This window comes from Marinobacter lipolyticus, assembly GCF_018424605.1.
Classification (GTDB): domain Bacteria; phylum Pseudomonadota; class Gammaproteobacteria; order Pseudomonadales; family Oleiphilaceae; genus Marinobacter; species Marinobacter lipolyticus_B.
The window spans coordinates 233,749-247,985 of sequence record NZ_QTKT01000003.1 but is presented as its reverse complement, the minus strand read 5'-3'; the positions used below and the strand labels follow the sequence as shown (position 1 = coordinate 247,985).

The following is a 14,237-nucleotide window of genomic DNA, read 5'->3' as shown; positions in this document are numbered from 1 at the left end:
TTCGCCGGCACTCAGAATTCAAACGTTCGCACCCCGGAATCCAGCATCTGATCCACAACCTGCGGTGGCATCGCAATGCCCACACCCTCGAACAACTCTTCGCGGCCATACTTGCTGTTGGGCAGATAGAGTGCGCAAACGTTAACACTGGCGCCCTGGGCCAGCAGGCCGCGCAGTAATTGCCCCGGCGTGACCTCCCTGGGCTTCAACGCCGGCGCGTCGTAAGTTTTCAGAGCCAGGTCGCCGGCCTGATCGCAGAGCAGCACGTTCACCTTTGCCCCCTTCTCCAGCATCGTGGAGGAAAGCACCATCGCCATGCCCTGGGTCTGTTGCGATGCGCTTGAAACTATCACCAGCACCTCGTCGACGGCAGCACCGCCGTTATCGGCGGTAGCGCAAATTGGTGTAATGGCAGTCAGGGTGGCAAAAACCAGGGTTTTCAACGGGTAGATCATCACAGGAGCCTCCTTTCTCAGTGGTTCATCCGTGCATCACGCGACAAACCGTACGAATCCATCCCGCAGCGCCACGAGTATGAACCCTGCGGGACAGACCAATGTCGGAAATAGCGAGCTAACCTTTGCGAATCATTGTAACGTTCAACAAAGCGCTGATTTTTTTACGGAGCATGGTCAATGGCATCACCGGGCACCGAACAACGCAGGCTGGCCGCTCTCGAGCGCCTGGGCATTCTTGACACACCGCCGGAAGAGCGCTTTGAGCGGCTAACAAGAATTGCGCGCCAGTACTATCAGGTGAAAACGGCGCTGTTTTCGGTCATTGATGCCGACCGCCAGTGGTTCAAATCCCGCCAGGGGCTGGAGATCGCGGAAACACCCCGTTCCGTTGCATTCTGCGACTACGCCATCCAACAGGACAAGCTTTTTCTGGTGGAGGATGCCGCCCTTGATCCCCGTTTCCAGAAAAATCCACTGGTTACCGGCGAGCCACACATCCGCTTTTACGCTGGCATGCCTGTTCGTGAACCCAGCGGCTACAAAGTCGGCACCTTGTGCATCATCGACGACAAACCACGCTCGCTGCGCGAAATCGATCTGGACGTTCTGCGAAGTCTGGCCAGCATCGTTGAAGACGAGATTGAACGCTCTTATCTGGATTCGGACACCAATCAGTACGTACCGGTGTCCCATCTAACCCGGGCGATCCAGCGCGCCCAGACGGTTTTTCTGACCAACGACAACGAACGCGGCGCGTTCGAGCTGATGCTCAGCGATCTGCTGACCCTGACCGGCAGCCAGTTCGGTTTCATTGGCGAAGTGCTGTATCGGGACGACCAGACGCCGTACCTGAAGATTGGCGCCATCACCAATATCGCCTGGAGCCCTGCGACCCAGGCGCTGTACCAGGAGGTGGAGCGGCGAGGTCTGATTTTCGAGCGTCTGGACAACATTCTGGGCTTACCGATGACCACCGGGGAGGTGATTGTCGCCAACGATATGGGGTCCGATCCCCGCCGCGGCGGCCTGCCCGAAGGCCATCCGCCCATTGACGCCTACATCGGTATCCCGGTGTTCTCGGAACAGCGGCAGATCGGGCTGGTTGGCCTTGCTAACCGGCTTGACGGCTACCGACGATCACTCGCCGACGATCTGGCGCCGCTGCTGCACACCATCGGCAGCCTGATCAAACGTAAACGGCTCTACCAGCAGAAGCAGGACCAGCAAAAGAGTCTGGAGCAGGCTGCCAATTACGACGCGCTGACCGGGCTGCCCAACCGACGTCGGCTTACCGAGCTGTTCGAACAGGAGTTGTACGAGGCCGATCAGCGCTCCGGTCTGGTGTCCGTCTGCTTTATCGATCTCGATGGCTTCAAGGAAATCAATGATACGCACGGTCACGCGGTCGGGGATGCGGTACTCAAATCGGTTGCCGAACGGTTGCTCTCCAGCGTGCGCGACCATGATATCGTCGCCAGGCTCGGTGGAGACGAGTTTGTCGCGGTGTTGCGCGACGTGGACGACGAGCGGGTCTACGCTCGCATTCTCGACGCTATTCGCCAACCCATCAACTACAAGCATTACGTGCTCCACCTGTCCGGAAGTATGGGGGTGACGGTTTATCCACAGGACAAGGCGGACGCCGACCTTCTCATTCGCCACGCGGATCAGGCCATGTACGCGGCCAAGGAGGCCGGCAAGAACAACTTCACACTATTCGATCTGCACGCCCACATTTCCCGCAAGGAGCGGGTACAGGTCATTGAGGAGATTGGTACGGCCATCAGTGCTGGCCAGCTATCGCTCCACTATCAGCCAAGGCTTAGCTTCAGTTGGCAAACCATCGATGGCCTTGAGGCGCTGGTTCGCTGGCACCACCCGCAAAAAGGGTTATTGGGGGCAGACGACTTCCTCGAGCACATCGAGTACACCGAACACGCCCGCAGCCTTGGCAATTTGATGCTCCGTGAGGCGGTGGCCTGCATCCAGGAGCTCCACCGCGCGCAACTGCCCGGCAGCGTGAGCGTCGCCCTGAGCCCCTCCCACTTGCTGAACCCGGGTTTCACCGCTGACCTCACCACAGTGCTGGCGCATTGCCCAGAACCGCTGCGCTCCCGCCTCGTACTGGAAGTCCTCGAAACGACTGCACTGGACGATACCACGGAGGTGATTTCAACGCTGCAGGCGTGTCGCGAGCTCGGCGTGAACTTTTCACTCGCCGCGTACGGCACTGGAGCGTCGTCGGTAGAGCTGTTCCGCAGGCTGCCGGTGCAGGAAGTGAAAATCGATCCTTCTTTTGTCACAGATTTGGCCGATAATGAAGAACACGCGACCTTCGTCGGCGCCATCATCAGCCTGTCCCGTAGCTTCGGGCGGCGGCAGGTCGCCGCGGGAATCACTTCAGCAGCGGCCGAGGCGCAACTGGTCGACCTTGGCTGCGAACTGGGCCAGGGGCTCGTTTATGGCGCCCCCATGCCACTGACACAGGCACTGGCTCTGGTCCAAGATTTCCACTGGGATAACAGGATAAAACCCCAAGCCGGCCATTGAGCCCCGGAGTAATAGATCACATGGAACTGACACCGGAAATCCGACTGAAAGCCATTCTCGAGGGGACCGGCGCCGGCACCTGGGAATGGAACCTCGACACCCAGGAAGTCATCTACAATGACCGCTGGGCGCAAATGCTCGGCTACGGCCTTGCCGAACTGCAACCCATCAACTTCCAGACCTGGGAAGACCTGTGTCATCCCAACGATCTCCACGAGGCGAGAGTGGCCCTGGCCCGCTATCTGAATAACGAAGCCGGACAGTTCGAATGCGTGATCCGCATGCATCACAAATCAGGGGAATGGCGCTACATCCACACTCGCGGAACGCTATTGACCGACGAGCAGGGCATGGACACCCGCTGGCTGATGGGTACCCATCTTGACGTGACCCGTGAGGTGGTCAGCCAGCACCACCTCGAACAGCTGTCACGGTCGCTGCCCGGCATTATCTACACCTTCGTGCGTGAGCCGGACGGACGCTATTATTTCTCTTTTCTCAGTGAAAAAACCCTCGACTTCTATGGAGTCTCGGCCGAAGACGGGGTCCGCGACCCCGAGCGCATCTTCAATATGATTCACCCTGACGACCTTGCAATGGTGCACGAGAGCATCAACGAATCTGCTCGCACGCTGGAGGAATGGGTATGCGAATACCGGGTAGTGGTCAATGACCGCGTGAGCTGGGTTCGCGGCGTGGCCCGACCGGAACAGGACCCCGACGGCACCATCTGCTGGCATGGCATGGTCACCAACATCGACCGGCAAAAAACCCTCGAGCTTGAGCTGGAACAGCTTTCCATCACCGATGAACTGACGGGGCTCTACAACCGCCGCTACATGCTCAGAAAACTGGACGAGTCGGTGGCCGAAAGTAAGCGCTATGGCGACACCTTCTCGCTGGTGTCGCTGGACATCGATTTCTTCAAAGCCATCAATGACGCCTACGGGCACCCGACCGGTGACGCCGTGCTACGCGGATTTTCGGAACTGGTTGCCCAGCGAATGCGGGAGTCGGACATCGTCGCCCGCACCGGTGGCGAAGAGTTCATCATCCTGATGCCTCACACCAGCCTGGAAGAAGCGCAAGCGGTAGCGGAGTCTCTCAGACTCGCCCTCGAAACCACGGATTTCCTGAGCGATGATGGGGAAACCTTCAATGTTACCTTCAGTGCCGGGGTGGTCAGCTGGTCCGGCGGACAGATGGTGAAAAACCCGGTCCGGGAACTACTGGCAGCCTGTGATCACTCGCTTTACGCTGCCAAACGATCCGGCCGCAACCGGGTGGTGGCCAAAACGGGATACTGATCCCGACGCCGAACCCGGCGTATTCTACAAACCGAAACACCCATCAGAGGAGAACGAATATGATCGGATACGTCACCCTGGGCGTCAGCGATATGGAAAAAGCCAAGGCATTCTACACCGACCTGCTCGCAGACCTGGACGCCAGGGTACTGCTGGATATGGACCGCATTGCCTTTATCGGCAAGAACATGAAATCGCCCATGCTGGCCGTATGCCGGCCCTACAATGGCGAGCCCAACCACCCGGGCAACGGCAACATGCTGGCGCTGCAGCCGGGCTCCAAAGCAGCGGTGGACGCCCACTACCACAAGGCCATCGAACTGGGCGCTACCTGTGACGGCGAGCCCGGCCAGCGCATTCCTGATCAGTTCTACGGCGCCTACGTGAAAGACCCGGACGGCAACAAGCTCGCGTTTTTCCACTTCGGGTAATCAGCTGGCGCCGAACCACCAGCGCGGCAACAGAGGGTGGATGGCCGGCTTCAGAAAGCGGTCATCGATCAACCAGATCACACCCCGGTCCTCCGGGGTGCGGATCACCCGCCCGGCCGCCTGGGCCACCTTCTGCAAGCCGGGAATCAGGTAGGTGTACTCATAACCTGCGCCGTAACGCTGTTCCAGCCGGTCCTTGAGAATGTCATGCCAAGGGTCGAAGGGCGGCAGGCCCAGGGTGGCCACAAACGCCCCGATCAGCTGATCTCCCGGTAAATCGATCCCCTCACTGAACACGCCCCCCAGTACCGCGAACGCGACGCTGCCATCGGGCGTCCGGAAGTCCGCCAGAAACTCCTTGCGCTGCTGCGGTGACATACCCGGCTGCTGTGACCGCTGCGGAACGTCCGGGGCGATGTCGGCCAGCACTTCGCTGACCTGGCGGGCGTAATGAAAACTACTGAAGAACGCCAGATAATGCCCCGGTCGCTCACGGAACTGGCGGGCGATCAGTTGGGCAATCGGCTGCAGGGAGGGTTGCCGGTCCCGCTGGCGGGTACTGATGTCCGGGGTGAACTGCACCTGTAACTGATCGGCGCTGAATGGGCTGGGCAGCGACTTGAAGCGCGCGTCCTGCGGCAGACCGAGTAGATCCCGGTAATAGACGCCGGGGCTCAGTGTGGCAGAGAACAGCAACACCGATTGCGCCGCCGTGAACCGCTCACGCAGGAAGTCCGCCGGTATCAGGTTCTGTATGGTCAGGCTGGCGCGACCGCGGCCCGTGCGCTGGAACTCACACAGGGAGTGATCGCCAAAGGTATCGGCCAGCTTCAGGAACGCCACGCTTTCAAACAGCAGCTCCTGTAGCACGAGTTCCGGCGGGTGGTCCGTCAGGTAGTCGGTGAGCCGGGAAACCATCGCCTGCAAGGCACCCAATAGCCGGGAAGGCAGGGTGTCGAGAAAGACCGGAGCAGGGTCGACACCCGGGTGCTCCCGGATCAGGCTCTGCCAGGCCCTGGCGGTGCGGTCGAGTGCCGGTTTCAATGGCGCCGGGGCCGTCTTCTTCACCTTTAACAGCCGTTGCTGGTCCAGGCGTACCGAATACATGCCCCGGCCCCGGTCCACCAGGTTGTGGGCCTCGTCCACCAACACACCGGCTTTCCAGTTGTTCTGGCGAATCAGGCCGTGCAGCAGGGCGGACTGGTCGAACATCCGGTTCACATCGCCGATCACCAGATCACTCCAGCGAGCCATTTCCTGGGCGAGAAAGTAGGGGCAGATGTGGTGGCCGGCGGCGATTCTTGCCAGGGTGGTCTGATCAAGGATGCCCGTCGCCTGCGCCGCCTCGGCCCGGGCGTCGGGCAGACGATCGAAAAACCCTTTCGCCAGCGGGCAGGAATCACCGTGGCAGGCCTTGTCCGGATGTTCACAGGCATCGTCTTTCGACACTAGCTCCAGCGTTCGCAGTGGCCACCGCGGATCACCCTGAGCGGACCGTAGACGCGCCACCGCGTCCATCGCCAGCGCGCGCGCAGTGTTGCGGCAGGTCAGGTAGAACAACCGATCCTGCCCGGCGGCCGGCATTGCCTTGAGTGCCGGAAACAGGGTGCCCAGGGTTTTGCCGAGACCCGTCGGCGCTTCCAGTAGCAGGGTCGCGGATATGACCGAGTTGCGGTACACCGTTTCCGCCAGCTGACGTTGTCGCGGCCTGAAATCGGCAAAGGGAAACACCAGCCCGGTCAGCAGCGCGTCCCGCTGTTCCCGATGATGGGCCTCCTGTTCAGCCCATCCCCGATAGTGCTGACACAAGCCTTCGAGTTCCTGCCAGAGCTCATCGGCGGTGGCCGTTTCTATCACCGGCGTTTCCTTGTCGTTGCCGGTGTCGTAGTAGATCAGGGCGAGTTCCAGGGTTTTGTGCTTCTCCTGTCGGCACACCAGTGCCCCGTACGCCCGTAACTGGGCCCGGTGTAAGGCCCGTTGGTGGGCACGCACGCGGGACAGATCACCCCGGTGGGTCTTGATTTCCTCCAGCCGGCGGCGGCCGGGGTTGTAAAGATCGGCGCGCCCGGACAGTTCCAGCCCCAGGCATTTTCCGGTCAGTGAGTACTCGCTTATATAACCGTAACCACGACGGGACTGGATGGCCTGATGACCTGCGATGCCCTGCTCAGCGGTGGGGGCCGGGGTGTACCGGAAATCCAGGTCGCCGTGGCGGGCGGCGAATTCGCAGAGGGTGCGAACGGCAACTTTTATCGTCATCCGGTCATCCCATTGTCCCGCCAGCGCACGTAACACACGCTCGCCGGAATGCCCTCTTCGGCAAAAAACGCCAACCAGCGACGCTGGTGATCCTGTAAACGGTCGCCCGGGCCTTTCACTTCAATCATGTCGTAACCGCGACCGCCGCCGTCATCGCCGCGGCGAAAACGGATGAGGTCGGGGAAGCCACTGCGGTGCTCGCGGATATTTAGCAGCAGACGCCGGAACAGGCGATCAAGATCGACCGCGGGCATGCAGTCCAGAGCCAGTTCCAGTACCTCTTCGGTGACCACGGGCCAGATCACGAACGGATTGGCGATGCCCTGCTTGGCCCGGTAATTCTGCAGAATCTGATGCCGGTAACTGCCATCCGCCAATCTGGTAAAGCACTCATCAAACAACGCCTGGCGGCGGGCCACGAAGTCTTCCCGGGTCAGGTCCGCCGGACCCACGTGGAAGGGGTGAAAAAACGCACCCGGTATCGGCGCAAAAATCGTTTGCCAGCACAGCAGCCCGAACAGGCCGTTGATCAGGGTATTCTCCACGTAAAACACCGGGGCCTCTGCCCGGTTCAGGTGTGCCTGCACCGCATACTCTACAGAGCCAGTGGCCGGCCGCGGCAACGTCAGGGTGACCGTCTCAAGGGTAACCTCGGGCGTCACCGGCGGCGGCGTTTCTCCAAGCCGGGCGGCAACACGCTTGAGGATCCGCGCCAGGCCCTGGGCCTCGGCGTCACTGAGTTCCTGTGTGTGCCACTGGGATGCGATTTCCCAGGCCTGCTGGTGGCGCTTCATCCGTTCCAGCAGGCGCAGCTGTTTCAGCCGGCCCTCACGATGGCCACTGGCGCCAAAGGCTTGCAGCGCCAGTTCCCGCTCACCCTGCCGTTCGGCCTGCCGGCCCAGCTCCAGCAACAGCCTGTTGCGGCGGCTGCTGAGCCAGGCGTTATCCGACGACCTCGGAACCTGCGGCCACACCTCACTGGCTGGAACGCCCTGATCCAGCCATTCCCGGCACTGATGCATGGCAAGGTAGAGGTCCACTTCGTCACGATGGCGAAAAGCGCGGGAGCCCGGGGTGAGAGGGACGGGTTCGAAGCGTTGATGGCCCAGCTCCACCAGCACGAAATCGGCCCAGCTCTGGCGGAGGTTGCCGAAGAACATGAGCCGCACGCGGTCGAACAGCGCCATGTGCCGCAACCGCACCACGGGGGGTGCCGAGGGGCCCAGCCAGTCCGCCAACGGTTGTGGATCGGGAAACCGCGGCTGAAGAAGCGCCAGCATCCGGCCCTTGGGCTCGGTTTTCGATGCCCCCGCTTCCTGCAGTGCCGGTGCAAACACCGGCCGCAACTGGCCGAGGGTATACAGACGGAACAACTGGTCAATCGACAGCGCCGGGGCGGCATCCAACCAGCCACCGGCGATCAGTGCCGCCAGCGCGTCGGTCTGGGCAACACCGAGTTCCGGATACTGCAGCTTGTCGACGCGGAACAGTTCCCCGGTGCGCATCACCATCCGAACGAGCAGCGCTCTTGGGGCGGTTGGCAGGGTTAAAAATTGGTCTAGCACCCTGAGTTCTGCGGCGGTCAAAAGATCCCCATGGTGGCGTACCACCCATGACACGACTGTGTTCATGTTCTTCAGGTAATACAGGGGGTCTTCAAGGTCCGCCGTTTGCGGGGGTTCAATACTCAATTCAGATTCCCATGTCAGCCGGTTGTAGCCGAACCCCCGCAATCTTCCAGACCCCATCGGTCAGGACCATGTTGTAGTAAGCGTCCCAACGCCTACCCTCGGGACCCTGCAACCTCACGGTCTGGATTTCGAACATCCCGTGGGGCACACGCTCGGCAAATTCGATGGCCGTCGCGCTGTGTACGGCGGGATAGGCCTCCCGCACCATCGCCAGGAACACCTCAGAGGAGCCAAAGCGGCGCTTGATTCCGTCGGAGGCGTAAGCCCACGCCTGTTCGCTGTCGTTATTGGCGAACGCTTCGATCTGGCTGAGAATGGCGTTGCGGATGTCTGCGTCCTTGTCGTCGGCAAGGGGGTGGGAAGACCAGATCAGCACAGCAACCAGGCCACCGAGCAGAATCGGTAGTGCAGTCTTACGGATATTGATGCGTTTGCTGTTCATGGCACCACCCCTCGTCTGATCTTATTTCAAACGGTACGGGCAGGGAAGTGCCGCGGATCCTTTAGCCATTGCGGTCATCACCACGCTGGTGTCAGGCGATCAGATGGTTGTCCCAGCGGCAGGGCGCGGTAGTGAGGGCTTCCGACCGGCCATCCGGATGAAGCCGCACCATTGCCCCCTCACCGGAGGTCAGCAAAAAACCGCCGGCGGGCGCGCCATGGACACCGGCGCAGTCCGGGATACTGACCGTGCGTAGCAACTCCGCGGCGCGGTCGTCCAGTATCAGCGTAGTGCCTCCGCGGGGGGCGGTCATGGCAACCTGGCCGGTGAGCGGACAGATCGCAACGCTGGCAATGTAGTTGTCCAGGCCGCGCTGGATCGTCTCAGGTAGCGCGACCTCGAGCATCTGATTGCCGGCAAGCCGCGCCATCAGTGGCGGCTGGTAATGGGAAGGCCCCTGATACTGATAGCCGACCCACACCCGCCCGGCGGGGGACACCGCCAAATGACGACAACTGAGCTGATGGTGAGAGGGTCGATGACGGGCGATAAGGGCACCGTTGTGACGGTCGATCACCAGCAGCGCGGGATCCATGGTGTCGACATTCAGCTTTAGCCTGGGGTAGTCCGGGTGAGTTTCGATGCCGCCCAGGGCAACAACAAGGGTATCGTCCACCGGGTTGAGGACAATCTCATGGGGGCCGATGCCGTTAAGGTCGATGTGGCCGAGGCGGCGGTATCCGTTGCGGGCATCGTATACCGCGACCCGTCCGGTCCCCGTCCCATAGTGGTTTACCGTGGCGTAGAGCCGGTCACCGGCCGGACTGAACACACCGTGACCATAGAAATGCTCCTGCTTCGCCAACGGCAGCTGCGCCAGTGACTCGCCGGTGTGCAGATCCAGAACATAGGCGCGCCAGCCTGGCCGGCGCTCGAACAACACCACCCCGGCTCCGTCCGGGGTCGGACAGCCCCCGTGACAGCGGGCCGGCAACCGGCGTTGCCAGAGAATCCGCCCGTGCGGATCGAAGGCCACCGCCCCGGGTCCGCCATCCGGCAGGCGGGCTGCGCTGACGGTCACTGAGGGTTGCGAACCACCGATCCGCCAGGCTCCGCAACCCGCCAATGGAGTGGCCACCAGTGCGCCGGAAATGGCCCGGAGTAGCTGGCGTCGGGAGGGGGACATCAGCGACTCAATCGCCATCGCTGGAGTTGAAGCCCCGGATCACGCCCAGGGCGGTCGCCGCCTGTCCATTGACCAGCTGTTGTAGCTGGCTGATGGTCACGTACAGGCCCTGCAACTGGCCGAAGGCCTCGTCGTCATCAAGCAATGGCCTCATGGCAACCGGCATGGCGTCGAGGCGAGCCAACGCATCGTCGAAGGCCCGTGCGATACGGTCTGCCAGGGCCGTTTCATCGGCCTGCATCAGCCGCTGGCGCAGGCCCGGCAAGAACTGCTGGCGCAGGCCTTCCAGGCTCGCCCGTACGGCCGCCAGCGAATACTCGCTGCGCCAGGCATCGGCGAGGTAGACCGAGCGCCGGTCGTTCCCGCGAAACCCCATTGGCGCCGCCAGCCGCCGCTCTGCAAGAATGTCCAGGGCGGTCATGCCGGCGCGCACGGTGCTATCAAGGTAGAGCTCGTTGGCGGTATAAGCGGCCTCGAAAACCTGCCATTCGTTGACCAGGGCGGCACTGTTGTCCGCGGCGAAAGCCGCCACAGCGCGCAGGGCGCGGCAGGTGGCCGGGGCGGGCAGGGCCTGATCACCCTGGTTCAGCCGCGAATCGAAGATCAGGTATTCCGCCATGGGAAATCCCTGAACCGCAACGCCGCCCTCGGCGACAGCCTTACCGATGTCAGCGTCCGGTGTCTGCAGCAGGAGGCTGGCCTTGCGACCGATCAGGTTTTTCGGGTCCGGCCAGAACTGGAACTGCCAGGCCCGATTGCCCTGCTCCACCGGCCCGAAATCCACCCAGCGCACCGCCTGCCAGGCCTCGAACGCTTGCCGCCACTGGCGTTCGAGCGCCTGCCGTTGTGCGTCCGCCGGCGAGCCACAGTAGCTCAGGGTCTGGCTCACCAGGGCCTCGGTTTCGGCCTGCAGCGCCGCATACCCGTCGGCGACCTGTTGGTGCCAGACGGCCCGGGTGTCAGCGGGCTCCTGTGCCATGGCCGGGCAGGCAGCAGCTCCGATAACAACGGCAGTGATCGCGGTGCGGATTGGGTGTTTCATGGTGTGTTCATTCCGGGTTGATTACCTTGGCTAAGCCGCTTGTTCAAAGGGATTGCAGGAAACGGATCAACGCAGCCCGTCGATCCGCAGGCAGCGCCTTGAACCGATCTGTGCTGGCGGACGCCTCTCCACCATGCCACAGAATGGCCTCTTCCAGGGTTCGGGCGCGGCCGTCGTGCAGGAAACCGGCGCTCGGATTGACGGTCTGGGCCAGACCAATCCCCCATAACGGTGCCGTGCGCCACTCGTTGCCATTGGCAAGAAACTCATCGCGGCCATCGGCCAGCGCCGCGCCCATGTCGTGCAACAGCAGGTCCGTATAGGGCCAGATCGTCTGGTTACTCAGGTCCGGCCGATCGGGCACCTGGCCGGTGGTGTGTCTGGGCGTGTGGCAGCCGGCGCATCCGATCTCGTTGAAGGTTGTCGCCCCCTGCTGCACCTGCGGGTGGTCCAGCTCCCGCCGCGCCGGCACCGCCAGGCTGCTGGCGTAGAAGGTGATAAAGTCCGCCACCTTGTCGCTGACTTCCGGTGTGCCTCCATCGGCAAACTGGTCGCAGGTCTGTCCCGATGTGCAGTCGGTGACCGGCACCAGGGCGCTGGTCAGCCCCATGTCGCCGGAAAACGCGCCCATACTCTGCTGGCGCACGTCCGGTTCGGCCGCCTTCCAGCCGAAACGGCCCAGCACCGTAGTTTCGGTACGGGCATGCCAGACCCGGTTGGCACGGCCGGAGATACCGTCGCCGTTGGCGTCGTCGGGATCCGCAGCGGCCAGCAAATCCGCTTCCTCAATGGCCTCAAGCAATCCCAGCCCGATCATCCCGGGCGCGACCCGCGGCGATACCAGCAGGTCCTCCGGCAGCGGACCATAGTTCGGATTATCTATGGCGTATTGCGGCGCGCGCAGTTCCACGGTGCGACCATCCGGGTAGGATTCGGTGCGCGCCTGCCAGGTCAGCACCAGGTCGGCCTCCGGTTTCATGCCCGGGATGGCGGCCGTCTGTAACTGGCTGCCGTACACGGGTGCCGGCTTGAAGCCACGGGTACGAAGCAGGTCGGCGTCAGTGTGCGGATCCGCCGGTACCGCAAGCCGCAGAAACAGCGACACCGAGGGCGCTTCGGCTGTGGGCGGATGGCCGCGACCGTCTTTGAGGTGACAACCCTGACAGGAATTGGTGTTGAACAGCGGCCCCAGCCCGTCCCGGGCATCGGTGCTGGCCGGAGCCTCCACCCAGGGATTGCGGAAAAAACTGTTACCAACGCTGAAGTCCAGCCGTTTGGTCATGGCCAGGTTGCCCTGCGGCAGGGAATAGGCGTTGTGATCGAACTGTTCCACCGTACCCTCGCCACCGGTCATCGGGGTTGTCTGTATCGGCGGTGAGTCTGCAGCCCCGCCGCTGGCCGAAGCCAGGGCGAGTGCTGTCAGTGCAAGCAAACGTCTGAAGGACATAGCGGATCAGAAGGCGTGGCCGGCGTCGTCTGGCTCGAGCGAGTCGATGCCCAGTTCACCAGCCGCCTGCTCAATGGAGCCGGTCTGATTGACCAGGGCAACAATGGCACCGTTGACGATGTCAGCGCCCCGCTCACTGGACGGAGCGATCATCATGTCGAATTTCAGCGGTTGATTGTCGGTTTCGGCCACGGTCTTCATGGTGGCGAGGGCCGCCATGGATTCCACCAGCTGAACCCGCAGGGTCTTGTCCAGTTCCGGGTTCACCTCGGCTACCAGATCCGACAGGGAGGGCCCGTTGACCACGGTTCCGTCAACACGAGTGTAGGTGCCCTTGTAGACGTTGGCCACCCCCTGGCCATTGTAATAGTGGCTGTTGTGGGTGTTGTCGCTGAAGCAGTCGTGTTCGTCCTCGTAGGAGTTGGCCTCCAGCGCCACCTTCATGCGCTCGCCGGCCAGTTCGCCCAGCGACAGGGAACCCATGCCGAACAACATTTTCTGGATCGCCGCATCCGGTGATTCCGCCAGCAGTTCAGCGCGATAGTTATCATCCTTACCCGGCGCCCACTGCGCCACCATCCACTCCAGGTCATCAATCAGCAGATCAGTAGCAGCATCCAGATAGGCCGCGCGGCGGTCGCAGTTGCCGTGGGTACACTCCTCCCCTTGGGCGTAGTCGGTGACCGGCCGGTTGCCCGCTCCGGCATCAAAGCCGTTCAGATCCTGGCCCCACAACAGGAATTCCACGGCGTGATAACCGGTGGCCACATTGGCCTCGGACCCACCGATCTCGTTCAGGTTCGCCAGCAGCTCCGGGGTGAGTTCGGATACGTCGACGGTATTGCCACCGATGTTGATGCTCGGGCTGGCGATGATGTTAGCGGTGGCGCCGTCGTTGCCCAGCTCGTACTGATAGCCATCGGCGGCGACGTAATCGATCAGCCCCTCATCCAGCGGCCAGGCATTCAGCTGGCCTTCCCAGTCATCGACAATGGCATTGCCGAAACGGAACACTTCGGTCTGCTGGTAGGGCACACGGGCCGCCAACCACGCTTGTTTGGCGGCTGCCAGGTTGGCTTCGGTAGGATTCTCGATCAAGGTATCCACCGCCTCGTCCAGGGCCTCGGCCGTGGTCAGCGCATCGCTGAAGTTGGCGTACGCCAGGTCGCTGTAATGTTCCACAACCTGAGCTTTGGTCGGGGCTACAACAGCAGCTTGTTCGCTGGTACCGGATTCCTTTACATCGCTTTCCTGCTGGTTGCTGCAACCGGCCACGGCCACGAGGGAAACTGCCAGGGCCAACGGAAGAGGGCGGTAAACCTGCTTCATATGTGAATCCTTGTTATTTGCCAATGGTAGTGAAAGTCATTCCCATTATAGAGGTGCACTCATTGAATACAATGGCGCGGGATCGAGAAATCCAC

The 14,237-nt window shown here is 62.0% G+C and carries 11 protein-coding genes; 3 read left to right on the top strand and 8 right to left on the bottom strand.

Features of this window, described 5'->3' with window-relative positions; all coding sequences use genetic code 11:
* Positions 1-11: 11 nt before the first annotated feature.
* The gene (locus DYI22_RS05805) at positions 12-455 is read right to left on the bottom strand and encodes a hypothetical protein (RefSeq protein WP_213477094.1); all 444 of its coding nucleotides are present in this window, start codon (positions 453-455) and stop codon (positions 12-14) included.
* Between the two features lie 180 nt (positions 456-635).
* Here DYI22_RS05805 and DYI22_RS05800 point away from each other — a divergent pair, with 180 nt between their 5' ends.
* From DYI22_RS05800 to DYI22_RS05790, 3 genes are read left to right on the top strand one after another with little or no spacing between them, the layout of a single operon-like run.
* Positions 636-3,008 (top strand): EAL domain-containing protein, encoded by a 2,373-nt coding sequence (locus tag DYI22_RS05800; RefSeq protein WP_213477093.1) that lies wholly within the window; start codon positions 636-638, stop codon positions 3,006-3,008.
* Positions 3,009-3,028: 20 nt separating this feature from the next.
* Entirely contained in the window at positions 3,029-4,315 is a 1,287-nt protein-coding gene (locus DYI22_RS05795; protein WP_213477092.1) for a sensor domain-containing diguanylate cyclase, read from the top strand.
* 59 nt (positions 4,316-4,374) lie between these two features.
* Positions 4,375-4,746: a VOC family protein gene (locus tag DYI22_RS05790; protein ID WP_213477090.1), complete on the top strand. Its 372-nt coding sequence runs from the start codon at positions 4,375-4,377 to the stop codon at positions 4,744-4,746.
* Here the strand turns inward: DYI22_RS05790 and DYI22_RS05785 are convergent, their stop codons facing one another.
* The 7 genes from DYI22_RS05785 to DYI22_RS05755 form a co-directional block, all read right to left on the bottom strand.
* The gene (locus tag DYI22_RS05785; RefSeq protein WP_213477305.1) at positions 4,747-6,999 is read right to left on the bottom strand and encodes an ATP-dependent DNA helicase; all 2,253 of its coding nucleotides are present in this window, start codon (positions 6,997-6,999) and stop codon (positions 4,747-4,749) included. It abuts the gene before it with no gap.
* A gap of 2 nt (positions 7,000-7,001) precedes the next feature.
* The gene (locus DYI22_RS05780) at positions 7,002-8,696 is read right to left on the bottom strand and encodes a VRR-NUC domain-containing protein (protein WP_416234557.1); all 1,695 of its coding nucleotides are present in this window, start codon (positions 8,694-8,696) and stop codon (positions 7,002-7,004) included.
* 1 nt (position 8,697) lies between these two features.
* Positions 8,698-9,138, bottom strand: a complete 441-nt coding sequence (locus tag DYI22_RS05775) for a DUF4864 domain-containing protein (protein ID WP_213477088.1) — start codon at positions 9,136-9,138, stop codon at positions 8,698-8,700.
* Between the two features lie 91 nt (positions 9,139-9,229).
* The gene (locus DYI22_RS05770) at positions 9,230-10,324 is read right to left on the bottom strand and encodes a DUF1513 domain-containing protein (RefSeq protein WP_213477087.1); all 1,095 of its coding nucleotides are present in this window, start codon (positions 10,322-10,324) and stop codon (positions 9,230-9,232) included.
* 7 nt (positions 10,325-10,331) lie between these two features.
* Positions 10,332-11,366: an imelysin family protein gene (locus DYI22_RS05765; RefSeq protein ID WP_213477086.1), complete on the bottom strand. Its 1,035-nt coding sequence runs from the start codon at positions 11,364-11,366 to the stop codon at positions 10,332-10,334.
* A gap of 43 nt (positions 11,367-11,409) precedes the next feature.
* Positions 11,410-12,813 carry a di-heme oxidoredictase family protein gene (locus tag DYI22_RS05760; RefSeq protein ID WP_228300830.1) on the bottom strand — a complete coding sequence of 468 codons (1,404 nt, stop codon included), beginning with the start codon at positions 12,811-12,813 and terminating at the stop codon, positions 11,410-11,412.
* 6 nt (positions 12,814-12,819) lie between these two features.
* On the bottom strand, positions 12,820-14,142 hold the full coding sequence (locus DYI22_RS05755; protein WP_213477085.1) for an imelysin family protein: 1,323 nt from the start codon (positions 14,140-14,142) through the stop codon (positions 12,820-12,822).
* Between the last annotated feature and the right edge of the window lie 95 nt (positions 14,143-14,237).